Origin of the sequence: Pseudomonas sp. TNT2022 ID642, assembly GCF_028656995.1 — a bacterium.
GTDB lineage: Bacteria > Pseudomonadota > Gammaproteobacteria > Pseudomonadales > Pseudomonadaceae > Aquipseudomonas.
Genome location: NZ_JAMDGW010000006.1, coordinates 134,612 through 159,822, shown reverse-complemented (window position 1 = coordinate 159,822; position 25,211 = coordinate 134,612). Strand labels below are relative to the sequence as shown.

General features: G+C 60.7%; 23 protein-coding genes. 13 read left to right on the top strand and 10 right to left on the bottom strand.

Features of this window, described 5'->3' with window-relative positions; translation table 11 throughout:
* Nucleotides 1-9: 9 nt before the first annotated feature.
* The gene (hrpB, locus tag M5G26_RS05475; protein WP_273914638.1) at nt 10-2,529 is read left to right on the top strand and encodes an ATP-dependent helicase HrpB; all 2,520 of its coding nucleotides are present in this window, start codon (nt 10-12) and stop codon (nt 2,527-2,529) included.
* Between the two features lie 82 nt (nt 2,530-2,611).
* Here hrpB and M5G26_RS05470 read toward each other — a convergent pair whose 3' ends face one another.
* Together M5G26_RS05470 and M5G26_RS05465 are read right to left on the bottom strand one after the other, a co-directional pair.
* Entirely contained in the window at nt 2,612-3,691 is a 1,080-nt protein-coding gene (locus M5G26_RS05470; protein ID WP_273914637.1) for an endonuclease/exonuclease/phosphatase family protein, read from the bottom strand.
* 75 nt (nt 3,692-3,766) lie between these two features.
* Nucleotides 3,767-4,441, bottom strand: a complete 675-nt coding sequence (locus M5G26_RS05465; RefSeq protein WP_134177226.1) for a YciC family protein — start codon at nt 4,439-4,441, stop codon at nt 3,767-3,769.
* A 178-nt stretch (nt 4,442-4,619) separates the two neighbouring features.
* Between M5G26_RS05465 and M5G26_RS05460 the strand changes: the two genes are divergently transcribed.
* From M5G26_RS05460 to M5G26_RS05450, 3 genes are all read left to right on the top strand, one after another.
* Nucleotides 4,620-5,378 carry a DUF2076 domain-containing protein gene (locus M5G26_RS05460; protein WP_273914636.1) on the top strand — a complete coding sequence of 253 codons (759 nt, stop codon included), beginning with the start codon at nt 4,620-4,622 and terminating at the stop codon, nt 5,376-5,378.
* 138 nt (nt 5,379-5,516) lie between these two features.
* Nucleotides 5,517-5,996: a LabA-like NYN domain-containing protein gene (locus tag M5G26_RS05455; protein WP_016986151.1), complete on the top strand. Its 480-nt coding sequence runs from the start codon at nt 5,517-5,519 to the stop codon at nt 5,994-5,996.
* Between the two features lie 35 nt (nt 5,997-6,031).
* Entirely contained in the window at nt 6,032-6,637 is a 606-nt protein-coding gene (locus M5G26_RS05450) for a 3'-5' exonuclease (protein ID WP_150694677.1), read from the top strand.
* Between the two features lie 47 nt (nt 6,638-6,684).
* Here M5G26_RS05450 and M5G26_RS05445 read toward each other — a convergent pair whose 3' ends face one another.
* Nucleotides 6,685-7,140: an Lrp/AsnC family transcriptional regulator gene (locus tag M5G26_RS05445; RefSeq protein WP_150706848.1), complete on the bottom strand. Its 456-nt coding sequence runs from the start codon at nt 7,138-7,140 to the stop codon at nt 6,685-6,687.
* 163 nt (nt 7,141-7,303) lie between these two features.
* Here M5G26_RS05445 and yedA point away from each other — a divergent pair, with 163 nt between their 5' ends.
* Nucleotides 7,304-8,239, top strand: coding sequence for a drug/metabolite exporter YedA (gene yedA / locus M5G26_RS05440; protein WP_150694675.1), 936 nt, complete (start codon nt 7,304-7,306; stop codon nt 8,237-8,239).
* Nucleotides 8,240-8,291: 52 nt separating this feature from the next.
* Nucleotides 8,292-9,629 carry a DEAD/DEAH box helicase gene (locus M5G26_RS05435; RefSeq protein WP_016986155.1) on the top strand — a complete coding sequence of 446 codons (1,338 nt, stop codon included), beginning with the start codon at nt 8,292-8,294 and terminating at the stop codon, nt 9,627-9,629.
* A gap of 411 nt (nt 9,630-10,040) precedes the next feature.
* Here the strand turns inward: M5G26_RS05435 and M5G26_RS05430 are convergent, their stop codons facing one another.
* Nucleotides 10,041-11,288 (bottom strand): TIGR03862 family flavoprotein, encoded by a 1,248-nt coding sequence (locus M5G26_RS05430; RefSeq protein WP_273914635.1) that lies wholly within the window; start codon nt 11,286-11,288, stop codon nt 10,041-10,043.
* A 307-nt stretch (nt 11,289-11,595) separates the two neighbouring features.
* Nucleotides 11,596-12,516 (bottom strand): histone deacetylase family protein, encoded by a 921-nt coding sequence (locus M5G26_RS05425; protein ID WP_102899921.1) that lies wholly within the window; start codon nt 12,514-12,516, stop codon nt 11,596-11,598.
* Nucleotides 12,517-12,598: 82 nt separating this feature from the next.
* Between M5G26_RS05425 and M5G26_RS05420 the strand changes: the two genes are divergently transcribed.
* From M5G26_RS05420 to M5G26_RS05410, 3 genes are all read left to right on the top strand, one after another.
* The gene (locus M5G26_RS05420; protein ID WP_273914634.1) at nt 12,599-13,168 is read left to right on the top strand and encodes a GNAT family N-acetyltransferase; all 570 of its coding nucleotides are present in this window, start codon (nt 12,599-12,601) and stop codon (nt 13,166-13,168) included.
* A gap of 111 nt (nt 13,169-13,279) precedes the next feature.
* The gene (tesB, locus tag M5G26_RS05415) at nt 13,280-14,149 is read left to right on the top strand and encodes an acyl-CoA thioesterase II (protein WP_095048747.1); all 870 of its coding nucleotides are present in this window, start codon (nt 13,280-13,282) and stop codon (nt 14,147-14,149) included.
* A complete protein-coding gene (locus tag M5G26_RS05410) occupies nt 14,146-14,739 on the top strand; it encodes an HAD family hydrolase (RefSeq protein WP_273914633.1) in 594 nt (197 codons plus the stop codon). The genes tesB and M5G26_RS05410 overlap by 4 nt, the downstream gene beginning before the upstream one ends.
* A 143-nt stretch (nt 14,740-14,882) precedes the next feature.
* Here M5G26_RS05410 and M5G26_RS05405 read toward each other — a convergent pair whose 3' ends face one another.
* The 4 genes from M5G26_RS05405 to M5G26_RS05390 form a co-directional block, all read right to left on the bottom strand.
* Nucleotides 14,883-15,836 carry an alpha/beta fold hydrolase gene (locus M5G26_RS05405; protein ID WP_273914632.1) on the bottom strand — a complete coding sequence of 318 codons (954 nt, stop codon included), beginning with the start codon at nt 15,834-15,836 and terminating at the stop codon, nt 14,883-14,885.
* Entirely contained in the window at nt 15,837-16,724 is an 888-nt protein-coding gene (ypfJ, locus tag M5G26_RS05400) for a KPN_02809 family neutral zinc metallopeptidase (RefSeq protein WP_095121652.1), read from the bottom strand.
* 193 nt (nt 16,725-16,917) lie between these two features.
* A complete protein-coding gene (locus M5G26_RS05395; RefSeq protein ID WP_273914631.1) occupies nt 16,918-17,751 on the bottom strand; it encodes an aldo/keto reductase in 834 nt (277 codons plus the stop codon).
* Nucleotides 17,735-19,474, bottom strand: a complete 1,740-nt coding sequence (locus M5G26_RS05390) for an FAD-dependent oxidoreductase (RefSeq protein WP_273914630.1) — start codon at nt 19,472-19,474, stop codon at nt 17,735-17,737. The genes M5G26_RS05395 and M5G26_RS05390 overlap by 17 nt, the downstream gene beginning before the upstream one ends.
* Nucleotides 19,475-19,650: 176 nt before the next feature.
* Here M5G26_RS05390 and M5G26_RS05385 point away from each other — a divergent pair, with 176 nt between their 5' ends.
* The 4 genes from M5G26_RS05385 (at nt 19,651) to M5G26_RS05370 (ending at nt 23,532) form a co-directional block, all read left to right on the top strand.
* On the top strand, nt 19,651-20,427 hold the full coding sequence (locus M5G26_RS05385) for an IclR family transcriptional regulator (RefSeq protein WP_134177246.1): 777 nt from the start codon (nt 19,651-19,653) through the stop codon (nt 20,425-20,427).
* A gap of 230 nt (nt 20,428-20,657) precedes the next feature.
* Nucleotides 20,658-21,719, top strand: a complete 1,062-nt coding sequence (locus tag M5G26_RS05380; protein ID WP_273914629.1) for a Gfo/Idh/MocA family protein — start codon at nt 20,658-20,660, stop codon at nt 21,717-21,719.
* 2 nt (nt 21,720-21,721) lie between these two features.
* On the top strand, nt 21,722-22,537 hold the full coding sequence (locus M5G26_RS05375) for a sugar phosphate isomerase/epimerase family protein (RefSeq protein WP_273914628.1): 816 nt from the start codon (nt 21,722-21,724) through the stop codon (nt 22,535-22,537).
* Nucleotides 22,538-22,653: 116 nt separating this feature from the next.
* On the top strand, nt 22,654-23,532 hold the full coding sequence (locus tag M5G26_RS05370) for a DMT family transporter (RefSeq protein WP_102899931.1): 879 nt from the start codon (nt 22,654-22,656) through the stop codon (nt 23,530-23,532).
* A gap of 126 nt (nt 23,533-23,658) precedes the next feature.
* Here M5G26_RS05370 and M5G26_RS05365 read toward each other — a convergent pair whose 3' ends face one another.
* The gene (locus tag M5G26_RS05365) at nt 23,659-24,996 is read right to left on the bottom strand and encodes an MFS transporter (RefSeq protein ID WP_016986167.1); all 1,338 of its coding nucleotides are present in this window, start codon (nt 24,994-24,996) and stop codon (nt 23,659-23,661) included.
* Nucleotides 24,997-25,211: the final 215 nt, after the last annotated feature.

Below are 25,211 nucleotides of genomic sequence, written 5' to 3'. Positions count from 1 at the left end.
GGAGCCAGCATGATTTCTTTGCCAATCGATGAAGTTTTACCCGCCCTGCGTGAAGCCTTGGCGACTCGCCACGAAGCCGTGCTCGAAGCACCGCCCGGCGCCGGTAAAACCACCCGCGTGCCGTTGGCCTTGCTCAATGAAGCGTGGCTGGCCGGGCAGACCATTCTGATGCTTGAACCGCGCCGTCTCGCCGCGCGTGCGGCGGCGGAACGTCTGGCCAGCGAGCTGGGCGAGAAGGTCGGTGAAACCGTTGGTTACCGCATTCGTCTCGACACCAAGGTCGGCCCCAATACGCGCATTGAAGTGGTCACTGAAGGCATTCTCACCCGCCGCTTGCAGGATGACCCGGCGCTGGAAGGCGTGGGTCTGCTGATCTTTGACGAATTTCACGAACGCAGCCTCGACGCCGATCTGGCGCTGGCGTTAAGTCTGAACGGTCGCGAGCTGTTCCGCGCTGAACAGCCGCTGAAGATTTTGCTGATGTCGGCCACGCTCGAAGGTGAACGTCTGGCCGGGTTGCTGGATGATGCGCCGATCCTGCGTAGCGAAGGCCGCATGTATCCGGTGACGATGCGCTGGGGGCGGCCGTTTCAGCCCGGCGAATACATTGATCAACGCGTCACGCAAACCGTGCTTGAAGCGCTGCACGATGAAACCGGCAGCCTGTTGGTGTTCCTGCCGGGTCAGGCTGAAATTCGTCGCGTGCATCAACAATTGGTCGACGCCCTTGGTGAGCGCAGCGACGTTTTGCTGTGCCCGTTGCACGGTGAACTCGACCTCAACGCACAACGTGCGGCGATCGATCCGGCGCCGGCCGGTCAGCGCAAGGTGGTGTTGGCGACCAACATCGCCGAGACCAGTTTGACCATCAACGGCGTGCGCGTGGTGATCGATGCCGGGCTGGCGCGGGTGCCGCGTTTCGATCCGGGCAGCGGCATGACACGGCTCGACACTCAGCGGATTTCCAAGGCCAGCGCCACCCAGCGTGCGGGCCGGGCAGGGCGACTCGAGCCGGGCGTTTGTTATCGCTTGTGGTCGCAGGATCAGCACGAACAACTCGCCGCTTATGGCAGTGCGGAAATTCTTTCGGCGGATCTCGCCAGCCTCGCCCTGCAACTGGGACGCTGGGGTGTCACGCCGGGCGAACTGGTCTGGCTCGATGTTCCGCCGGCGGCAGCCTATGCCCAGGCGCAAGATTTGTTGCAAAGGCTTGGCGCGCTGGAAGGCGAGTCTCTGACCACGCACGGTCAGGCCATGGCTGAATTGCCGGCGCATCCGCGCATCGGCCATTTGCTGCTGCGGGGGCAGGCGTTGGGTCTGGCGAACATGGCGTGCGATGTCGCCGCGTTGCTCGGCGAGCGCGATATTTTGCGTGGCGCCGGGGCCGATCTGCACAGTCGGCTGGTGCTGCTGTCCGGCGAGGAACGTGCCGCCCGTGGTGCGCAGGGCGGGGTGCAGCGCGCTAAGCAACTGGCGCGGCAATATCGCGGTTACCTGCGCGGCAAAGCGAGTGAGCCGGTCAGCGATCCCGATCATCCGCGCTGGCTCGGTGCGTTGCTGGCGCTGGCGTATCCGGATCGCGTCGCGCAACAGCGGCGTCCTGGCGGTGCCGAATATCGGCTGGCCAACGGTCGTGCGGCGCTGTTCGCCGAAGCTGACAGCCTGATGAAAGAACCGTGGATCGTCATCGCCGATCTCGGCAGCCGTCAGGGCCAGCGCGAAGAACGGATTTATCTGGCGGCGGATTTCGACCCTGCGCTGTTTGATTCGGTGCTGGCCGAACAGGTGCGCAACGTCGATCAACTGGATTGGGACGAGCGCGAAGGCGTGCTGCGCGCCGAGCGTCAGCGCAAGGTCGGCGAGCTGATCCTCAACCGTGAGCCGTTGACCGGTCTCGATGAAAATGCGCGCAGTCAGGCGCTGGTCAATCTGGTGCGGCGCAAGGGTCTGGAGTTGCTGCCGTGGACGCCGGAGCTGCGTCAGTGGCAGGCGCGGGTGGCGCTGTTGCGTCAGTTGGAATTGCACAATCAGGACGACAGTCAATGGCCGGATGTCAGCGATGCAACGTTGCTGAACACCCTCGAAGACTGGCTGATGCCGTATCTGGGCAAGGTTTCGCGGCTCAGCCATTTTGCCAATCTCGATCTGTCGAGCATCGTGCGTAACCTGCTGCCGTGGCCATTGCCGCAAAAGCTCGATGAGTTGGCGCCGCATCATTTGAGCGTGCCGTCGGGGTCGTCGATTCGTCTGGACTACAGCGAGTTTCCACCGATTCTCGCGGTGCGCTTGCAGGAGTTGTTCGGGCTGGCGGATACACCGCGAATTGCCGGCGGCCGGCAAGTGGTCAAGCTGCACTTGCTATCGCCAGCGCGGCGCCCGGTGCAGGTGACGCAGGATCTGGCGAACTTCTGGCGCAGCACTTATGCCGAGGTGAAGAAGGATTTGAAGGGGCGCTATCCGAAGCATTATTGGCCGGATGATCCGTTGGTGGCCGAGGCGACCGCACGGGCGAAACCGCGTGGGACCTGAAGATCAAGAGATCGCAGCCTTCGGCAGCTCCTACAGAATTGAAGTCGGCCACAGTAGATCGGTGGTGTGCCGAAGTTGTGAACTACGGCGTGGCGGGGAGCAGGAAGCGTGCGATGACTGGCAGGTGATCGGAGATGCGTAACGTATCGTCCTGCCGCACCATTGCCCCGACCCGTTTGATCTTCGGGCTGTAGAACAGATAGTCGACCGTGCGATCCGGGCCATTCAGGCCGGGGTCGTTGGGGTAGTGGGTCAGCCACTGCGCGCGGTCGATGCCGCTGGCCTCGTTGTTGGTCGGGATCATCGGGTATTTGTCCCACAGCAGGTGCAGTTCGCTGTCGGCGGCGTAGGGCGTGCGCTGCTCGGCGGGCAAGCGACGGTATTGACCCAGCGGCAGCAGATTGAAGTCGCCACCGATCAACCATGGCAGGCCCTGGCTTTCGTACTTGTCGAGCACTTTGGCCACGGCGCTCACTTGCGCCTGCAAGGTGTCATCGGGCTGGCTGGCACGCTCCAGATGGGTATTGAAAACGGTCAGTTGCCCACCATCGCTCAGGGGCAGTTTGGTCGCGAGCAGCGCATCTTTTGGCTGGAATTGACGGCTGATGACATTGGCTGAGGCGACCGGTAATTGCAGGCGTTCGGCGTGTTCGATGCGGTAGCGGCTCAGGGTCGCCAGTTGTCGGCCGACACTGCCGAAAATAGGCGAGTCGGGGACAAAATCGGCTTTCCAGTCAAACGCGCTGGCGCTGCACGGATACAGGTCGGCAACGCGTTCCTGCAATAACTTCAGCTGATCCTGGTAGTCGCTGGCCTTGGCGCCGTCATCCAGTTCCTGCAACAGCACCACATCAGGCTGCTCATCGCGGATTACCCGCGCCACTTCGTCGAGGCTGAAGGCCATGTCTTCCAGGGTCGGCGCTTCATCGTTGCCCTGGGCCAGATCATTCCAGAACACGTAACGCTTGCCGGCCAGGTACTGCACATTCCAGGTCATGACTTTCAGCGCCTGGCCCGGCACCAGCGTCGGTGGCGTCCCCGTGCAACTGACCGGCAAGGTTTCGCGGGCATCGGGACGCCAGGTCAGGCTGAAGATCAGCGCGCCGATCAGGACGAGGGCGAGCACGGCAAGTAACAGGGTGTAGCGCAGTAGACGGGTCATGGCTCGGCTTATAGCGTTACAGAAAGTGGCCCCGAGCATACCTGACGGCCGTCTCGAAGCCCAAGCGCAGTGCTGTCAGACCACTCTGTCACGTTTGTCAGGCAATTCGCTTATAAGCATGAACAGGCGGAACAACACTACGCTGGTGAACAGTTGCAGGAAGCTGTGAGCGCTGTCGATCAGTATGGCGATCACAGGATTCTGCGGCTCGGGGTAGACCGCCAGCGTCGCCCCTTTGAGCAACCACAGCGGCGTCATCACGCAGAGAATGCACAGCAGGATTCGCCAGAAATGCCCACGGGTGAGGCGCAGGCTTTCCTTCATCGCCTGCAAGGGGCCCATGCCGCGCAGCACCAGCAGGTATTCGCCGAACGCGAGCATGACCATCAACATCAGGCCCGGCAGGAAATACAGCGACAAGCCCAGCAGGATCAACAAGGTGTTGAGCGCAGTCAGCAGGGCGAAACGTGGCCAGAGGGTAGCGGCCATCGCCAGCAGATCACGGTTGCGCGGCGCCTCGCCACGGCTGCGCGCATCGAGAAAGAGGATGAGCGCAGCGGTGTACAGCGGATACACCAGCAGACCGACGACGATACTGATCGCCGAGATGTTTTCCGGCCCGCTGGCGTGATCGACCACCTGTTGCAGGAACGCTTCGAATATCACCAGCGGCAGACACAACTGCACGATGCTGCCCAAATGGCGTTTGAAAAAATACAGAGAGTCGCGCAGTACTTCGAGGGCATTCATCAGTCGGTATCGCAGGTGGAAAACAGTGGCTCACTTTAACCGATGATGGCTGGCGCGACACAAACGTAAACATTCGGTAAAGGTCATTGAAACGTTTTGTCACCGTCTCCATTACAGGAGAGCACCTCGGCCAATGTGGACGAGGGCAATGTGATCCCCGGCAATCTATGAGGTCGCCATGAACAGCGAAGAGCAAACCCTGATCGATGGACTGTTTTCCCGGCTGCAACAGGCCGAAACGGAGGCAGCCCCGCGCGATGCCCAGGCAGAGGCGCGGATCAAGGAACACCTGACCCGCCAGCCAGCGGCAGGTTATTTCATGACCCAGGCGATTCTGGTGCAAGAGGCTGCGCTCAAGAGCCTCGACGAGCAGAACAAGCAACTGACTCAGCAAGTCCAGCGTTTGCAGGCGGAGTTGCAGTCGGCCAAGGCGCAGAGTGCCGCGCCGGCGCCAAGCAGCGGCGGTGGGTTCCTGTCGAGCATCTTTGGCGGCAGCCCGCGTCCGGCGCCGACTCAGAGTGCCACCCCGGCGTCGACCGGCGGCTGGCGTGACCCGGCACCGCAGCAGAATTACGGCGCGTCTGCACCCCAACAGAACTTCGGCGCGCCACCGCCTAACTACGCGCAACAAGCCGCTCCGGCGGCGGGCAGCAGCTTCCTCGGCGGCGCCTTGAAAACCGCCGCTGGTGTGGCCGGTGGCGTGATGCTGGCGCAGGGCATCAGCAGCCTGTTCCATCACAACCAGCAGCCGGAAGAAATCGTTGAAGTGATCAAGGAAGAGCCGGCGCAGGTCGCCGACCAGAGCAACAGCGGTTGGGGCGATGACCAGCGTGTGGCCGATAACGGCTTCTCTGGCAACGACCAGGGCGGGTTCACCGACACCGACTACGGCAACGACAATTCTTCCTTCTTTGATGACGACGATTCCTTCGTCTGATTCACCATTCGTCCGGAGCCCCTGAGGGCTCCGGGCCGATTATTCGCGGAACCTTCCTTCGGACTGGCATACTGAGCGCCTTTTTCGGGCCCTGCGCCTGATCCCGCTTCGTGCGCTTGCGCGCCCACAGGAACTCCGGTGAAAAAAATCGCAGTGTTCGCCGACGTGCAGAACCTCTACTACACCGTGCGTCAGGCTTATGGTTGTCACTTCAACTACGCCGCCTTGTGGGCCGACATCAGCAAGGACGGGCAGATCGTCGAGGCCTACGCCTACGCGATCGACCGTGGCGACAGCAAGCAGCAGCAGTTCCAGCAGATCCTGCGCAACCTCGGTTTCACCGTGAAACTCAAACCCTACATCCAGCGCAGCGACGGCTCGGCCAAGGGCGACTGGGACGTGGGCATCACCCTCGACATCATGGACGCCGCCGACCACGTCGACGAAGTTGTCCTGGCTTCCGGTGACGGCGATTTCGACATGCTGCTTGAGCGCATCATCAGCAAACACGGCGTGCAGGCAGTCGCCTATGGCGTGCCCGGCCTGACGGCCAACTCGCTGATCCGCGCCGCCAGCCGTTACGTGCCGATCGAAGGCGCGCTGCTGTTAAAAAATTAAGCTGAAGAATTGATTTGTACGGAGTTGAACCCGGTTTGGAACGCATTGCAGTCATCGACTTTGAAACCACCGGCCTGTCGCCGAACAGCAACTGCCGCGCCACGGAAATCGCCGTGGTCATGCTGGAAAACGGCCGCATCGTCGAGCGTTACCAGAGCCTGATGAACGCCGGCGTGCGCGTCCCTGCGTTCATCGAACAACTGACCGGCATCAGCAACGCCATGTTGCGCACCGCGCCCTCGGCCGAGCAGGTGATGAACGAGGTCAATGAGTTTGTCGGCTGCACGCCGCTGGTGGCGCACAACGCCTCGTTCGACCAGAAGTTCTGGGACTTTGAACTGGGGCGGATCAAGCGCACGCGGTTGCAGAACTTTGCCTGCTCGCTGCTGCTGGCACGGCGGCTGATGCCGGCCGCGCCGAATCACAAGCTCGGTACGCTGACCACGTTTGCGCGTCTGCCGCACACCGGCCAGGCTCACCGGGCCATGGCCGATGCCGAGATGGCGGCCAATCTGATGGCGCATTTGGCCGATGAGTTGCGGCACAAGCACGGTGTAAGCGAGCTATCGCATGACCTGCTGTGCAAACTGCAGAAAGTCCCTGCTGCGAAAGTCAGCGAGCACTTGCTGCGTTACCGCTGATCCCCAATCCAGTACACAACCCCTGTGGGAGCGAGGCATCATCGTTCTCAGGATTTGCCGTTGCCTTCGATCTGGCCAAGCGGCACACGCTTTTCGATGGCACTCGACAACACAATCGACGTCTTGCTGAAGCCAAACTTCGCGACCCGATTGATCAACTCCTCCAGCTCCGTCATCGATCCCACCGCGGCTTTCATCATCACGCACGGATCGCCTGTCACTCGAAAGCACTCGGTCAGCTGCGGGATTTTCACCAGTTCGTCGTAGACCTTCTGGCTGCCGTTCTGGTGCAGGCGCAATTCGATCATGCACTGGATCGGCAGACCGATTTTCGACAGGTCGATTTTCGCCTCATACCCGGTAATCACCCCGGATGCCTCTAGCTTGGCTACGCGCTCGGCGACGGCGGGGGCGGAGAGATTCACTTTGCGTGCGAGGTCGGCGTAGGACGCTCGACCGTTTTCGAGCAGGGCGCTGAGCAGCATGCGGTCATATTTGTCCAAGGCCGGACTCCTGAAAATGCCAGACTTTCGAAATCGTGGTTTATTCCAGCGATCTCCGTGATTTCCAAAGTGTACCGGCGCTATAAACAGGTTTTGTAACTTATTTTTGCCCGCAAGCCTTTCTAGAATAACTAATCCCGAGAGCCTGATATTTGAGCTGCCCATGCCTGCCTTGCGCCGTTTTTCCTTGCCGCTGATCGCCGCGTTTTTTGCGTTGTATGTGATTTGGGGATCGACCTATCTGGTGATCCGCATTGGCGTCGAGTATTGGCCGCCGCTGATGCTCGGCGGTGTGCGCTTCGTGATCGCCGGTACGTTGATGTACGCGTTCCTGCGTTGGCGCGGGGCTCCGGCGCCGACCTGGGCGCAGTGGAAAGCGGCGGGGATCATCGGGATTTTGCTGCTCAGTTTTGGTAATGGCGCGGTGAGTGTGGCTGAACACACTGGCGTGGCTTCGGGCGTTGCGGCGTTGGCGGTGGCGACGGTGCCATTGTTCACCTTGCTCTGTGGATATTTCTGGGGTGCGCGTAATACGCGTCTTGAGTGGGCCGGGGTAGCGTTGGGGATTATCGGCATCGCCATGCTCAACATGGGCTCCAACCTGCAATCGAGTCCGATGGGCGCGGCGTTGCTGATTTTCGCGGCGGCGACCTGGGCGTTCGGTTCGGTGTGGAGCAGACATTTGCCGTTGCCGCAGGGCGCGATGGCCAGTGCGGTGGAAATGCTGGTCGGCGGTGTGGTGCTGCTGATCGGCAGCGCCGTCAGTGGTGAGCGTCTGCAAGCAATGCCGCCAGTTGAAGGCTGGCTGGCGCTGGCGTACCTGATCTTCTTTGGATCGATCATCGCCTTCAACTCTTATATGTATTTGCTCAAGCACGTGCGTCCAGCGGCGGCGACCAGTTATGCCTACGTCAACCCGGCGGTGGCGGTGTTGCTGGGGATCGTGTTTGTTGGCGAGACCATCGGGATCGAGGAAGCGCTGGCGATGCTGGTGATCATCAGCGCCGTGGTGTTGATCGGACTGCCGCAGTGGCGCCGTCCGGCACAGCCGCCGATCGTAGCGCCGACAGCCGTTCGCGAAGAACAGCGTACGAATTAGGGTAAACTGCGCGGCATTGCATGCCCGCGTCATTTTTTCCTACGGTACTCCCATGACTTTCGCCACCCTTGGCCTGATCGAACCCTTGCTGCGCTCCCTCGAGACGCTCGGCTACCAGACCCCGACGCCGGTTCAGGCGCAAGCCATTCCAGCCGTGCTGGCCGGTCGTGACCTGATGGCTGCCGCCCAGACCGGCACCGGCAAGACCGCCGGTTTCGCCTTGCCGCTGCTGCAGTTGCTGGCCATGGAAGGGCCGAAAGTCGCTGCCAATTCGGCACGTGCGCTGATTCTGGTGCCGACCCGTGAGTTGGCCGAGCAGGTTCATGAGTCTGTGCGCCAGTACGCCGAAAACCTGCCGCTGCGCACTTATGCGGTTTACGGCGGTGTCAGCATCAACCCGCAAATGATGAAGCTGCGCGGTGGCGTCGATGTGCTGGTCGCCACGCCAGGTCGCCTGATCGATCTGTTCCGCCAGAACGCGCTGAAACTCGATCAACTGCAGACTCTGGTGCTGGATGAAGCCGACCGTATGCTCGATCTGGGCTTCTCCGAAGAACTGGCGAACATTTACCGCATGCTGCCGAAAAAGCGCCAGACCCTGCTGTTCTCCGCGACCTTCTCCGATGACATCCGCCTGCTGGCCGGGCAGATGCTCAACGATCCGCTGACCGTCGAAGTCAGCCCGCGCAACGTCGCCGCCAATACGGTCAAGCAGTGGATCGTCACGGTAGACAAAAAGCGCAAGGCCGAACTGTTCGTGCACCTGATGCGCAAGAACAAGTGGAAGCAGGTGCTGGTGTTCGCCAAGACCCGCAACGGTGTTGATGCGCTGGTGGAAAAACTTCAGGGCCTGGGTGTGAATGCCGACGGTATCCACGGCGACAAGCCGCAGGCGACCCGTCAGCGCGCGTTGGATCGTTTCAAGCTCAGTGAAGTGCAGATTCTGGTGGCGACTGACGTGGCTGCCCGTGGTCTGGATATCGAAGATCTGCCGCTGGTGATCAACTTCGATCTGCCGATCGTGGCTGAGGATTACATTCACCGCATCGGTCGTACCGGCCGTGCGGGCGCGACGGGCGAGGCGATCTCGCTGGTGTGCGCGGATGAAGTGAACATGTTGTCGGCGATTGAAATGCTGACTCGCCAGACGTTGAAGCGTCAGAACGAGCCGGATTTCGAGCCTGAGCACCGCGTGCCGGACACCGATGCCAGCGGTCAGGTGATCAAGAAGCCGAAGAAACCGAAGAAGCCGAAGGCTTCCGGTGGTGGCGGCAAGCGCAATCTGGGCAAGTGGGTGGATAGTGGCGAGACGCAGGCTCCGGAGCCTTCGATCAAACCTGTGCGTAAAGTGCCGGTGTTCAACACTGGGCCTCGCAAGCGCAAGCCTTAAGGTCAAAAGCCCCTCACCCTAACCCTCTCCCCGAGGGAGAGGGCACTGATTGGGGGATGCTCGCGTAGTACGCCGACCTGATCCTATGGCTGTGAATCCATAATCGAAAAAGCTTTCGCCTGACACCTAGGTCGTCTGACCAAATCCTTAATCGACTCGGTGTTTCAGGTCGATGTATGGCGCCAGACACCTCGGTCAGCCCCCTCTCCCCGAGGCAGAGGGGGCTGATTGGGGGGCGCGAAGTACGCCGACCTGATTCTTTGTGTTGTGAATCCATAATCGACAGAGCTTTCGCCAGACACCTCGGTCGATTGACCAAATCCATAATCGACTCGGTTTTTCAGGTCGATGGATGACGTCAGACACCTCGGTCGGCCCCCTCTCCCTCTGGGAGAGGGCTGGGGTGAGGGTTCAGGCAGACGCCTCGGGCTTGAGCCACTGCACAATCCCCAACCCCGCCGCCCGGCCACTGGCAAAACACCCCGTCAGCAAATAGCCACCCGTCGGTGCTTCCCAATCCAGCATTTCCCCCGCGCAGAACACCCCCGGCAACGCCTTGAGCATCAAGCGCTCATCCATCGCCTCGAACGTCACGCCCCCGGCACTGCTGATCGCTTCGTCCAGCGGACGGGTTTTCACCAACGTCAGTGGCAACGCCTTGATCGCCCGCGCCAACAGCGCCGGATCAGCAAACGTCGCCGCATCAGTCAACTCCCGCAACAACGCCGCTTTCACCCCATCAATGCCGACCTGACTGTGCAGATGCTTGGCCATCGAGCGCGATCCGCGTGGCTTGCTCAATGCCGCCTGCAATTTATCCACAGGCCGGCCGGGCAACAGATCGATGTGAACGGTCGCTGCGCCGTACTGATTGATCGCCTCACGAATCGGCGCCGACAGCGCGTAAATCAGACTGCCTTCAATGCCGGTCGCGGTGATCACGCATTCGCCCAAGCGCGGAATATCGTCGTTCAAACCGATGGCGATATTTTTCAGCGGCGCGCCGGCGAATTTGCTGACCATCAATTCACTCCAGGCCTGCACCTCGAAACCGCAATTACTCGGCTGCAACGGCGCCAGTCCTACACCGCGTTGCTCCAGCGGCAACATCCACGCACCGTCGGAACCGAGGCGCGCCCAACTGCCGCCGCCGAGGGCGAGCAGGGTGGCGTCGGGCTTGACGGTGATTTCACCTTCCGGGCTGTCGATGCGCAGCGCACCGTGTTCGTCCCAACCGAGCCAGCGATGGCGGGTGTGGATAACTACGCCGCTGTCGCGCAGGCGTTTGAGCCAGGCGCGCAACAGTGGCGCGGCCTTCATGTCCGTAGGAAAAACCCGGCCGGAGCTGCCGACAAAGGTCTCGATTCCAAGATCATGAATCCATTGGCACAACGCATCGGCGTCGAAGCCGCGCAGCAATGGCGCGATCTGCGGTGCGCGCTCGGCATACCGCGAGAGGAACGCCGGGTAGGCTTCGGAGTGGGTGATGTTCATGCCGCCGACCCCGGCCAGCAGGAATTTGCGGCCCACCGAGGGCATGCCGTCGTACAGATCGACGCGGATTCCGGCTTGGCTCAGCACTTCGGCGGCCATCAGGCCGGCGGGGCCACCGCCGATGATGGCGACGTGAGCGGGGGAGGAGGCGGAATTCTGGGTCATGGCATGCGCTGCGGTATGGCGGGATAAGGCGCGCATTCTAACAGCGCAAACCAATGTGGGAGATCCCTGTGGGAGCGAGCCTGCTCGCGAAAGCGGTGGGTCAGTCAGTTAAATGTTGAGTGCTCCGACGCCTTCGCGAGCAGGTCGAATCGTCGCACCGTCGCTCCCACAGGGAATTTTGGTGGATTCAGTATCTGGTTAAAAATTAGCCAGTGTTCTGTGGGCCGCAATTGGTATGGCCTGTAGTCCCTTTCACTCAGGTTATCCACAGGCAGTTCCACAGCCATTGTGGGTAACGCAGCACAGCTCAATGACAACCGTGTGACTGCCAGACCCGTTGCGCGCTGTGATGCAGGATGCCGTGGCGGCGGGCGAGGGCATGGCGATCCTTGCTGTAACCGCCGCCAATCACACCGACCACCGGAATGTCGCGGCCCAGGCAATGGCGCATCACGCTTTCATCGCGGGCGGCGACACCTTCGTCGGTCAGTTGCAGATAACCGAGGGCGTCGTCCTTATGTACATCAACGCCGGCGTCGTATAGCACGAGATCCGGCTGATACAGCGGCAGCAAGTAGTTGAGTGTGTCGTCCACAACCTTCAAATAGTCGGCATCGCCCATGCCTTTGGGCAGCGGAATGTCCCAGTCACTTTCCGCTTTGCGTGCAGGAAAATTCTTCTCGCAGTGCAGGGAAACGGTAATCGCCTCCGGCGTGTCATGCAGGATTCGCGCGGTGCCGTCGCCCTGATGCACATCGCAATCGAAGATCAGCACGCGATTCACCCGACCGCTTTGCAGCAGGTAATGGCTGATGATTGCCAGGTCATTGAAGATGCAGAACCCCGCCGGATAGTCGTAGTGCGCGTGGTGAGTGCCGCCGGCCAAGTGGCAGGCCAGGCCATGTTCCAGGGCTTTTTCTGCGGCCAGAATCGAACCGCCGACCGCCCGTACCGTACGCCGCGCCAAGGCTTCGTTCCACGGCAGACCTAGACGCCGCTGGTCTTCGCGGGACAGCTCGCCGCTCATGTAGCGTTCGATATACGCACGGTCATGGGCGAGGGCGAGGATGTCGTTGGGGCAGATCTCCGGGCGCAGCAGGTCGGCATCGCGGGTCAGACCGCTGTCGACCAGGTGATCGCGCAGCAGGCGAAACTTGTCCATCGGGAAGCGGTGATCCGCCGGAAACTCGGGGCTGTAGTCTTCGTGGTAGATCAGCGGCAGTGGCATGGCGAATTCATGTAGGAACGTAGGAAAGAGTGAAGGATCCTACCAGCGATGTAGACTTGCGGCATGGAAACGGAGGGGCACGATGGAGCCGATACTGGAACTTGAAAGCGCGCGCTTGCTGATGCGTCAGTGGCAGGACGAGGATTTGCCGGCATTTGCCGCGATGTGCGCCGATCCTCAGGTGATGCGCTATTTTCCGGCACCATTGAGCCGCCTGGAAAGCGCCTCGATGATCGGCCGCGTGCGCGGGCACTTTGCCGAGCACGGTTTTGGCCTGTGGGCGCTGGAGCGCAAGGACAGCGGCGAATTCATCGGTTTCACCGGACTCGGCGTGGTCGGTTTCGACGCGTCGTTCACGCCTGCGGTGGAAATCGGCTGGCGCCTGGCCAAGGAACATTGGGGCCTGGGTTATGCCAGTGAGGCGGCGTGGACCGCTCTGCGCTGCGGTTTTGATCGGTTGGCGCTGAAGGAAATCGTCTCCTTCACCGCGCAATCCAATCTGCCGTCGGAGAAAGTCATGCAGGCGATCGGCATGCATCACGCCCCCGAGGATGATTTCGATCATCCGAAACTGGCCGTCGATCATCCGTTGCGCCGGCATGTGCTGTACCGCATCACTCGGGAACAATGGCTGCAAACCTTGCATGGATAAGCCGACACGGACGTTTACAATGGCCGCCATATCATTGGCCCGCGCCAGAATCTGAATCGGCCGCCGCAGCCAAGACTGCGCGGCATAGTGCTTTGTGTGAGGAGAGTCTGAATGAGCCAAGTGTTGGAAGATCTGGTCGACCTGCTGACCCTGGAACCGATCGAAGAAAACCTGTTCCGTGGCCGTAGCCAGGATCTGGGTTTCCGTCAGTTGTTCGGTGGTCAGGTGCTCGGCCAGTCGCTGTCGGCGGCCAGTCAGACCGTTGAAGAGGCGCGTCATGTGCACTCGATGCACGGTTATTTCCTGCGTCCGGGCGATGCCAAGTTGCCGGTGGTTTATTCGGTTGATCGCGTGCGCGATGGCGGCAGTTTCAGCACTCGTCGGGTCACGGCGATCCAGAAGGGTCATCCGATCTTTACTTGCAGCGCTTCGTTCCAGTACGACGAAGCAGGCTTCGAGCACCAGAGCCAGATGCCGGTGGTGGTCGGCCCGGAAAACCTGCCATCGGAACTGGAACTGACTCAGCAACGCGCGCACCTGATTCCGGAACACATGCGTGAAAAACTGCTGTGCCCGAAACCGATCGAAGTGCGCCCGGTCACCGAAAAAGACCCGTACAACCCGCAACCGGCGGATCCGATCAAATACGTGTGGTTCCGTGCCGATGGCGCACTGGCCGACATCCCGGCGCTGCACAAATACCTGCTGGCCTACGCTTCCGACTTCGGTTTGCTGACCACTTCGATGCTGCCACACGGCAAGTCGGTCTGGCAGAAAGACATGCAGGTCGCCAGCCTCGATCACGCGTTGTGGTTTCACAATGATCTGCGTGCCGATGACTGGTTGCTCTATGCGATGGACAGTCCGTGGGCCGGCAATTCCCGTGGTTTCTCTCGTGGCAGCGTGTACAACCGCGCCGGGCAACTGGTCGCGTCGGTGACGCAGGAAGGCTTGATCCGCCATCGCAAGGATTGGGCATGAGCCTGAAAGAGGTGAAGCACTGGGTGTTCGACATGGACGGCACGCTGACCGTCGCCGTGCATGATTTTGCGGCGATTCGCGTGGCGCTGGCGATTCCGCCGGAGGACGACATCCTCACTCATCTTGCGGCATTGCCGGCGGATGAGGCAGCGGCGAAACATGCCTGGCTGCTGGAGCACGAGCGCGATCTGGCGCTTGGTTCGACCCCGGCGACCGGAGCGGTGGAGCTGGTGCGCGATCTGCATGCGCGCGGTTATCGCCTCGGCATTCTGACCCGCAATGCTCGGGAACTGGCGCATGTGACGCTGGAGGCCATTGGTTTGGCTGACTGTTTTGCGGTGGACGATGTGTTGGGCCGTGATGAAGCACCGCCGAAACCGCACCCGGGTGGTTTGCTGAAACTGGCTGACGCTTGGGACGTGCCGGCGAGCGCGATGGTGATGGTCGGTGATTACCGCTTTGATCTGGATTGCGGGCGAGCGGCGGGGGCGCGGACGGTGTTGGTGAATCTGCCGGAAAACCCGTGGCCGGAGCTGACGGATTGGCATGCGAAGGATTGTGTAGAGTTGCGGCGGATGCTGCTGGCCTGAGATTTATGTTGTCAGAAGGGACGCCTTCGCGAGCAGGCTCGCTCCCACATTAGATCTTCGGTGCACAGAGATTTTGTGCAATGCATCAATCCAATGTGGGAGCGAGCCTGCTCGCGAAGAGGCCAGATCATCCACCGCACAACTTACTGTTCAAACAACGCCTTCTGCCCCTCCGGCGAGGTCAACATCCCATCGCCGTTATGCCCAACCCCCGGCACTTCAACCAGTCGCTGATTCACCCCTTCCGGATGGCGGCGCAACAAATAGCCGAAGTACAACTTCCCACGCTCCAGGCGATACGCACCTTGCGCCTTGGCTTCACAACGCTTGTCCAGCGCCGGATGGTTGGGATCGACGTCCTGCTGCCCAAGCAGATAAATCACTTCGCGTTTGACGTAACCGCTCTCAAGCTGCAACGGCGTTTGCCCACCGGCATACACCGGCATGTCTGTCAGACCGTACTTCCAGCGGTTGAAACCCGCGCACTTGGCGTGATCGAACGCCACCGGCCGTTGCTCATTGAAATAGGCGTACGACGACGGGTTGGCGACCACATAGCGCAGACGAATGCCGTTGGTTTTCAGTGCCGGCTGATCCTTGGCGAGCAGGGCATAACGCTGCACCACCTGGCCACCACCGGAATGACCGAAGATCACGATCTGTTTAACGTCGGGAAACTGTTTGCGATCGCTGATCCGCGCGACGATCTCATCGAGCGCCGCATAGGAACTCAACGGATTCGGACCTGTGGATAAGCCGCCGCCCATCCACTCGTTGCCCTGCCAGCGCAGGACGGTGGCGGGCAACGAATACAGGGCGACATCGCTTTCATTGAGAAACTGCGGGGCGATCACCAAGGTGTGCGCGGTTTGTCCCGCTAGCTCGGCCGCACTTTCGGCGCTTTTGCGATAGGTCTCGGCGTTGCGTAATCGGCCATGAATGACGATCAGCACACGCTCGATTTTCTCCGGCGCGGGACCAATGCCCACCGCCATTTCCCCGGCCTTGAGTTGCAAGCGACCGGGGCTGATCGCATCGACACCAGCTGCTTGCGCGGTGCTGCCAACAATCAGTAACGCCAAAAGCCATTTATGCATTTACAGGTTTTTCGCCGCGAAGGTGTCGCACTGGCCGACCTGGCCCTGTGCGAATCCGGTTTTGAACCAGCGCACCCTTTGCGCCGACGTACCGTGGGTAAACGAGTCCGGCACCACACGGCCCTGACCCTGTTGTTGCAAGCGATCATCACCGATGGCGTTGGCCGCGTTCAAGGCTTCTTCGATATCGCCCGGTTCCAGCCAGTTCAAGCGCTTCTGTGCACTGTAGGCCCAAACGCCGGCGAGGCAGTCGGCCTGCAACTCCTGACGCACCAGCAGGCCGCCATCACCTTCCATCTGCCGGCCTTGCTGGCGGGCTGTCTGAATTTTCGCCGACACGCCGAGAAGCGTCTGCACATGGTGTCCGACTTCGTGAGCGATCACGTAGGCCTGAGCGAAGTCGCCGGCGGCCTTGAAGCGTTGCGACATTTCCTGGAAGAACGCCATGTCCAGATAAACCTTCTGGTCCGCCGGGCAATAGAACGGGCCAGTGGCCGAGGTCGCCAGACCGCAGGCGGAATTGACCCGGTTGCTGAACAGCACCAGCGTCGGATCTTTATATTGCCGCCCGGCCTGTTGGAAAATCGTGCCCCAGGTGTCCTCGGTATCGCCAAGGATCGAGCGGACGAATTCGGCCTGTTCATCATTGGCCGGCGGTGCCTGGCGGGTTTGCGAGGTAGGCGCCGATTGCTGTGTGGATTGCCCAGCGAGCTGACCGAGAATCTGCAGCGGATCCTGTCCGGTGATCCAGCCGATGCCGACGATCAGCAGGATGGCCCCCAGGCTCAGGCCTTTGCCGCCACCGAAGCGCATGCCGCCGCCACCGCCGGCATCATCACCACGGGCATCGACGACGTTGTCACTGCGTCGGCCTTTTTTCCATAGCATGTGGGAATCCTCTGTGTGTATCGGGTGGTGATGAGTGTTGCTGTTGTGTGAGTGTGGCGCCAGTCCGGTCGTCCGTCTATTGGCGCACACGCAAACAGGCCCGGCCTCGTACTGACGAGGTCGGGCCTGTTATTGACGGTCTGGCACGCGGCAAATTCAATCCCGCGCAGGATTTCTATCGCTGGATTATCAATCAGCGATCAAACGCATCCCACTCCGGGGCGAAATCCGGACTGACCTGACGTTCGCGCTTCGACAGCGCGGCGATCAATGCGCGGTCTTCATCGTCGAGTTCGACCTGCAGAGATGCGAGGTTGGCCAGTTGATTGGCTCGGCTGCTGGCCTTGGGAATGGCCGCGACGTTGGGTTGATCAAGCAGCCATTTCAACGCCACTTGAGTTGGCAACACACCGTGCTTGTTGGCGATCTGTTGAATCTGCGGGATGTCCGAGACCTTGTTGCGCGCCAGTGGGGTGTAGGCCGTCAGTGCCATGTCGTGTTGACGGGCGTAGTCGAGCAGGGCGTTCTGGCCGAGCAGGACGTGGTACTCGACCTGAATCGCTGACAGACCAATCCCATATTCCTCGATGACTTTGCGCAGCAATGGCAGCGGAAAATTCGCCACGCCGATGTTGCGTGCCAGGCCTTGCTCCTTGAACGAGGCCAACGTAGCGAGGGTGCTTGGCAAATCCCAGTCGGTGGTCGGCCAATGAATCATGAACAGGTCGACATAGTCACTGCGCAAGGCTGTGAGGCTGCGGTCCATGGAATGGCGCATTGCATCGGGTTGCAACTGATCCCACCAGACCTTGGTGGTGACGTGAATCTGCTCGCGCGGTGTCGGCGTATTCGCCAGTGCTTGTCCGACCGCGTCTTCGTTGTTGTAGGCCGCTGCCGTGTCGATGTGTCGATATCCCAATTCCAGCGCTTGCTCCACGGCGCGGGTGCATTCATCGCCGAGCATCGGCCAGGTGCCGAGGCCCAGTTTCGGCATGTTCAAACCTTGGGTATTAACGATGTGCTGCATGGTCGATCTCCTGTTCGAAAGCAGTCATGCCGGCAATGTGCCGGGCGGCGATGTAGCCGAAAGTCAGTGCCGGGCCGAGGTTGATCCCGCCCGCCGGGTAGTGGCCACCCATGATGCTGGCCATGTCGCCGCCCGCTGCGTAGAGGCCGGTGATGGGGTTTTGGTTGGCATCCAGCACTTGCGCATGTGGATTGACCTTGAGGCCGGCAAACGTACCGAAGCAGCCGGGTTGGACTTTTACGGCGTAGAAAGGGCCGGTTTCTATTGGGGCAACGCAGGGGTTGGGAAGGTTCGCCGGATCACCCTGTTTGCGGTTGTAGGGTGTTGCGCCGCGACCGAACAACGGGTCTTCGCCATGGCGGGCATGGCGATTGTAGTTATCCACAGTCTGGCGCAAGCCGCTCGGGTCGATGCCGCAGGCGAGGGCCAATTCTTCAACGGTGTTACCGGTTTTCAGATAGCCGCTGCGGATAAATTCTGACACTGGCAGCGGAAATGGCCGCGATATGCCCAATCCATAACGCCGTTGAAAGGCACGTGTGCAGATCAACCATGAGGCGACTTCTTCACCTTCCGGCGCGGCGGCGACCATCGCGCTGACGTAGTCGTAGTAACCGTTGGCTTCGTTGACGAAGCGCTGGCCGTTGCGCAGAACCCCGATGATCCCGGGTTTTCCGCGCTCGATGATGTGTGGGAAATGGCCGGTGCTGCCGTCGGAATGCGGCACTTGCGATACCGGTGCCCACGCCACGGGCGAAGCCACATCGGTATTGACCCGTGCACCGACGCTTTCGCCCAGGCGCAAGCCATCGCCGTTGACGGCCAGTGGCGGCAGCGCCCAATGTTCGTGGCCGGTCGGTGTGCGCGGGAACAAGGCTTTGCGCCGCTCGATGTCATTGGCAAAACCACCGGCGGCAAGCACCACGGCCTTGCGGGCATGAATGCGGATCGGGCCCTTGCGGGTGTTGACCACCGCGCCCGAGACGCGCGAGCCATCACGCAGTAGTTCCGTTACGGGCGCCGATTCCCAGAGCAGAACGCCAAGGTCTTCGGCGGACTTCGCCAGTCTTGCCACCAGCGTCACGCCGTTGACCAGTTGCATCGCCCGGCCATGCACCGCGAGGTCGAACAAGTGCCGAGTGAAACGTTGGGTTACATGCCATGCGGCTTTCATTGAGCGCGTCAGATTGAGAAACGCCGACAGATCCGCCCCGGCCATGATCGGCATGCCCATGAAGGACGTTTCGCGCATCGTTGTACGAAGGCGCTTGAGCAAGTGTCCGACTTTGCGCCCATCGTAAGGTGCTGCGATGACCGAGCGGCCGCCAGTGCCAGCACCCGGCGTGTCGCCATGAATGTCGGCGATGGTGTTGCCATCGGCAAATTGCAGCGCGGTGTGCTGCTCGAAAAACGCAACCATGCGCGGCCCGGCTTCAAGGAAAGCGTCGATCATCGCCGGGTCGAAGTGCTCGCCCAGTTCATGGCGCAAATAGGTGCGCGGTTGTTCGATGTCTTCGACGATTCCGGCCCGACGCGCCAGAGGATTGCACGGCACCCACGCCCAGCCACCGGACCAGGCGGTGGCGCCACCGAATACCGGATCTTTCTCGACAACGATGACTTTCAAGCCATGCCACGCGGCCGTCACGGCGGCCGAAAACCCGGCAGCGCCGGATCCGACGACCAATACGTCACAGTCGATTTCCGGGAGTTCGGCAGACATCAAACAACACTCCAGCGATGAATTTTTTTTGGAATTTGATTCCAGAAAATAACCAGTGCTGGAGCGGCTCGACAAGCGTTGATTCAACAAAGCGGGCGGTTATCGAACAAGTGGTTCCAGATTTCGCTTTGCCGCCAATGTCTTCTAGAATCGGCAAAATTTCTTTGGATGTCCCCATGGCCGGCAGTCAAATCGAACGGGTTTTCAGCGTGCTCGAAAGCCTCACCAGTGATCCGCGCGGGCTGCCGATGCAGACGTTGGCCGAGCAACTGGATATCCCCAAAAGCGCGACGCACCGCTTGCTCGCCGAGCTGATCCGCCTGGGCTACGTGCGCCAGAACGCGGAAACATTGCGCTATCACCTGTCGACCAAACTGGTGGCGATGGGCTTCCAGTATTTATCGAGCAGCGGTGCCGACATCGTCCAGCCGGTGCTTGATCGACTGGCGCAGGAAACTGGCGAACTGGTGCGGCTGGGGGTAATCGACGGCGAGCGCCAGACCTGGATTGCCAAGGCCCAGGGGGCGCGCACCGGTCTGCGTTATGACCCGGACATGGGCCGCGATGCGCCGCTGTTCTACACCGCCTCCGGGCATGCGTGGCTGGCGTGCATGAGTGATGCCGAGGCGTTGTCACTGGTCGAGCGGCAGGCGGCGGAAGTGCCGGTGGGGATCGGGCCGAATGCGCCGCGCTCGAACATCGAATTGCTGGAACGGCTGCGTCTGGCGCGCGAGCAGGGTTATGCCTGTGTCGAAGAAAGTTCGGCAGTGGGGACTTCGGCGATTGCGGCGGTGGTGAGGCATCCAACAGATGGTCGGGTGATTGGTGTACTGAGTATCGCCGGACCGAGTGCGCGGATGCCGGGGGCGCGCTTGCATGAGCTGGCGCCGTTGCTTCTGCAGTTTGCTGAGGAGATGTCGGCGGCCAGCCTGGCCTCCGAACTGTTTGTCTAATCCGCCGCAAATCCCCGGTAGGAGCTGCCGAAGGCTGTGATCTTTTTATCTTGTCTTTTAATAGCAAAATCAAAAGATCGCAGCCTTCGGCAGCTCCTACATGGATGGGTTTGGCATGAAATTGTGCGGTGTTCGCACGGTTTCAGGATGGATGGGTGTTTGATTCTGGAACTCGGTTCTAAATTGTTGCTGGAGTGATATTCCAACAACAATCACAAGAGGACCGCACCTTGAATTCGCCCCTTCGAATCGCCCTGATCGGCGCCGGTAACATGGGCCAGCAGCATTATCGGCATCTGCAAACCCTCAGCGAAGCGACGCTGTGCGCCGTGGCTGATCCCGGGCCGCAAGCAGCAGGGCTTGCGGCGAAATGGGGCGTCAGGCATTTCGCCGATCATCGTCAGATGCTTGAGCTCATCCGGCCAGACGCGGTCATTGTCGCCAACCCCAATAATCAACACGTCAGCACCGCGCTCGATTGTCTGGCGGCGGGTGTGCCGGTGCTTCTGGAGAAGCCGGTCGGTGTGCATCTGGACGAAGCGCGCGAGCTGGTCGCGGTGGTCAAAAGCAGCGGCGTGCCGGTGCTGGTCGGCCATCATCGGCGTCACAATCCGCTGATCGTACGCGCCCATGAGCTGGTGCAGAGCGGGGCACTCGGGCGTCTGACCACGGTCACTGCGTTGTTCCAGTTGCGCAAACCCGACAGCTATTTTGAAATCCCATGGCGCCGCGAACCGGGCGCCGGGATGTTGCTGACCAACCTGATTCACGACCTCGACCTGCTACGGCATCTGTGCGGTGAAGTGCGCTCGGTGCAGGCGATCACCGACAACGCCGTGCGCGGTTTTGCCAATGAAGACAGCGCGGCGGTGTTGCTGCAATTCGAGGGCGGCACGCTGGGCACATTGAGCGGTTCCGACGCGGTCGCCGCGCCGTGGAGTTGGGAGCTGGGTTCCGGTGAGAACCCGGTCTATCCGCGTCAGGCCGGTCAGCCCTGTTATCTGCTGGCCGGGACCGCTGGCGCCTTGAGCATTCCGCAACTCAAGCGTTGGCATTACGCCGCTGATCAGGTCGACGCTGGTTGGCATGAACCCTTGCAGGTAGTGGAAGAGTCCTACAGCGGTGACGACGCCTTACGCTTGCAGTTACAGCATTTCGTACGCGTGGCACGGCGTGAAGTCGAGCCGCTGGTGAGTGCGGCCGATGCCGCCCGCACCCTTGCGCTGGTCGAAGCGATCCGCGAGGCCGCCGCCACCGGCCGTACCTGCACCCCTGCACTGATCGAGTCCTGAACATGAGTGAACGAATCCTGTCCCTGGCCAGCCTCACCGTGCTGGAGTTGTCGCCACCGCAAATGGTCGAAGTGGCTGCGCGTGCCGGTTACAGCCATGTCGGCCTGCGTCTGGAGCCAGCAACGCCAGAGGAATATCACTTCCCGTTGGTCGCCGATGGTGCTTTGTGCCGTCAGACATTGCAGCGGCTGCGCGAAACCGGCATCCGTGTGCTCGACGTGGAAATCCTGCGTCTGAAGCCACAAACCGTCGTCGCCGATTTTGAGAAACTTCTTACGGTCGGTGCGGAATTCGGCGCCACGGAATTACTCGTCGCCGGTAACGATCCTGACGAGCAGCGGCTTACCGATCACTTCGCGGCCCTTTGCGATCTGGCGGCGCCTTACGGGTTGCACCCGCATCTGGAGTTCATGCCCTGGACTGATGCGCGCGATCTTCGACAAGCGCTGCGAATCGTCGAGAACGCTGACCGGGAAAACGCTGCGGTGTTGGTCGATGCGTTTCACTTTGATCGATCGGCGTCACGTTTGGAGGATCTGGACAACGTGCCGGCGTCGCGCCTGCGTTATGCGCAATTATGTGATGTAGCGGGGCCGCGACCGTCAGACATGGCCGAGATCTTGCGTCAGGCGCGCAACGAGCGGCGGTTTCCCGGCGAGGGTGATTGCGATCTGCTCGGGTTGCTGAAAGCGTTGCCGGCTAATATTCCACTGAGTCTGGAAATTCCCACGGTAAAACTGCTGGAGCAGGGCGTGAGCGGATTGCAGCGGGCGCAGATGGCGATTGATAAAACTCGAGCGTTGTTGGCGCGGCTTTAAGCGGTGCTGCGCACCTATCGCGGGCAAGCCCGCTCCCACAGGGACAGCGCTGTTCCTGTGGCGGCGCGACTTTCCTGCGAAGACTTCTGATCTTTTTGGCAACACAAGGAAACCCAATGACCGTCAGCACTCCGCTCTCCGGTGTCAACCAACCCTTCAAGGGGATCTTGCTGATTGTCGTGGCAACCTTCCTGTTCTCCAGTCACGACGCGCTGTCGAAATACCTGTCCGGTTTCTATCCGATCGTGATGGTGGTGTGGGCACGCTATCTGGTGCACACCTTACTCATGGCGGGGATTTTTCTGCCGCAGTCCGGGCTGCGCGTCCTACGTACCAAAAAGCCTTTATGGCAATTGGTCCGAGCACTTTGCCTGCTCGGCACCAGCCTGTTCTTCACCACCGCGTTGTTGTACATCCCGTTGGCGGAAGCGACGGCGGTCAACTTTCTTGCGCCGGTTTTGGTGACGGCATTGTCCGTGCCGCTGCTCAAAGAGCGGGTAACACGTGGCCAATGGATTGCAGTGATTTGCGGTTTTATCGGCGTGCTGATCATCGTCCATCCCGGCGGTGAGTTGTTCACACCGGCGGTGTTGCTGCCGTTCTGTTCGGCGCTGTTTTTCTGCTTCTATCAATTGCTGACGCGCAAGCTCGCCGAAGTCGATAGCCCGACCACCAGCAACTTTTTTGCCGGGCTGTGCAACACCCTGGTGATGAGTGCGCTGGTGCCGTTCTTCTGGCAGGTGCCGACGTTGACCCACGCCGGGCTGATGCTGGCGCTGGGCAGTTGCGGGATGACCGCGCATTTGTTTCTGACCCAGGCATTCCGCCATGCCGCGCCGGCACTGCTGGCGCCGTTCGGTTATTGCCAGATTGTGTTTGCGGGGTTGTTGGGCTGGCTGCTGTTCAATCACACGCCGAGTCTGTTGACGGTGATCGGCATTGCGGTGATCTGTTGCAGCGGGCTGGCGGCAGCGTGGCAGCAGAGCCGCCGCTGAAGAGACCGCAACCCCCTGTGTAGGAGCTGACGAGTGAAACGAGGCTGCGATCTTTTGATCTTCAACATCAAGATCAAAAGATCGCAGCGTGCCGCAGCTCCTGCAAGGGAGCCAGGTGTAGGCAGATTACTCGGTGATGGTCGGAATCTTGCGCGGTGCCATGAAGTACATCCACGTCAGCGCAATGAAATACATCGCCGGAATCAGGGTGAACAACACGGTGTAGTTGTTGTTGGTGACGGTGAGGATATGGCCGACGATCTGAGTCATGAACATCCCGCCGATCGCCGCGCACATGCCGCCGAAACCGAACACCGTGCTCATCATGTGCTTGGGTGTGTAGTCCATCACCAGGCTCCAGATGTTCGCCGTCCAGGCTTGGTGCGCGCCGATCGCCAGAGAAATCGCAGCCACCGCCACCCAAAGATTGGCAGAGCCAGCCGCCATGACCACGCCGATGATGCAGCAGGCAAACAGGAACATCGACAGCAGGCGCGCCTTGATCGAGTTCATCCCGCGACCGATCAGGAACGAAGACAGAATCCCGCCGCCGACGCTACCAAAGTCAGCCGTCACATAAATGATGATCAGCGGAATACCCATTTGGGTGACGTTGATGCCCAGGTTGTATTGCTGATTGAGGAACGGCGGCAGCCAGTACAGGTAGAACCAGAACACCGGCGCGGTCAGCGAGTAGGCGAGGGCGAAGGCCCAGGTGCCGCGCATGCGCAGGATTTTCGAGAACGGCACACGGGCCTGTTCCGGTTCGACTTCTTGCTGGATGTAGTCCAGTTCGGACTGCTTAACGCTCGGGTGATCTTCCGGGTTGAAGTACTTCAAACCCCAGAACAGCAACCAGATGCCGCCCAACGCCGCCATGCACAGGAACGCCGCTTGCCAGCCCCACACGTGCAGGACCAGTGGTAGCAGCATCGGGGTGAACATCGCACCGACGTTGGTGCCGGCGTTGAAGATGCCGGTAGCGACTGCACGTTCGCCGGCCGGGAACCACAAGCGCGTGGTTTTCACGCAGGCCGGGTAGTTCGCCGCTTCAGTCAGACCGAGGATAAATCGGCAGACCATAAAGCCGACGGCCGACGTCGCCAGACCGTGAGCACCGGTGGCCAGGCTCCAGAGCAGCACGGCGCAGAAGAACACGCGTTTGACGCCGACCCGGTCGATCAACCGTCCTTGCAGGACGAAACCGATCGCGTAGCCGACCTGAAACCAGAAGTTGATGTTGGCGTAATCCATCGCCGTCCAGCTCATTTCCTTGGCGAGGATCGGCTGCATGACGCCGAGGGCGGCGCGGTCGATGTAGTTAAGGGTCGTGGCGAAAAACACCAGCGCCAGCATGCCCCAACGGGTCTTGCCGACGGCCATGGCGCCTCTGATCTTGTCGCCGATGCCACCCGTGGCAGTGCTCATGGCCGGGGCCATGCGGGAAGTCTGTGAAGGAATCATGTGTTCCACCCGTTTTTGGATTTGTTATTTGGTGTGCTTGTTACTTGCACGCTGCGACCGGTGGTTCAGATCCGGACTCAATGTGCAGTCGATGTTGGGCAGTGGACGAAAAATCGTCAATTCGCCAAACCGCCATTGTGTTCGATAATCGCACGCAAAACTAACCGGGTAGTACACTTTAAATTGCTGCGCTCGGGGATGCAGCCAATAATTTC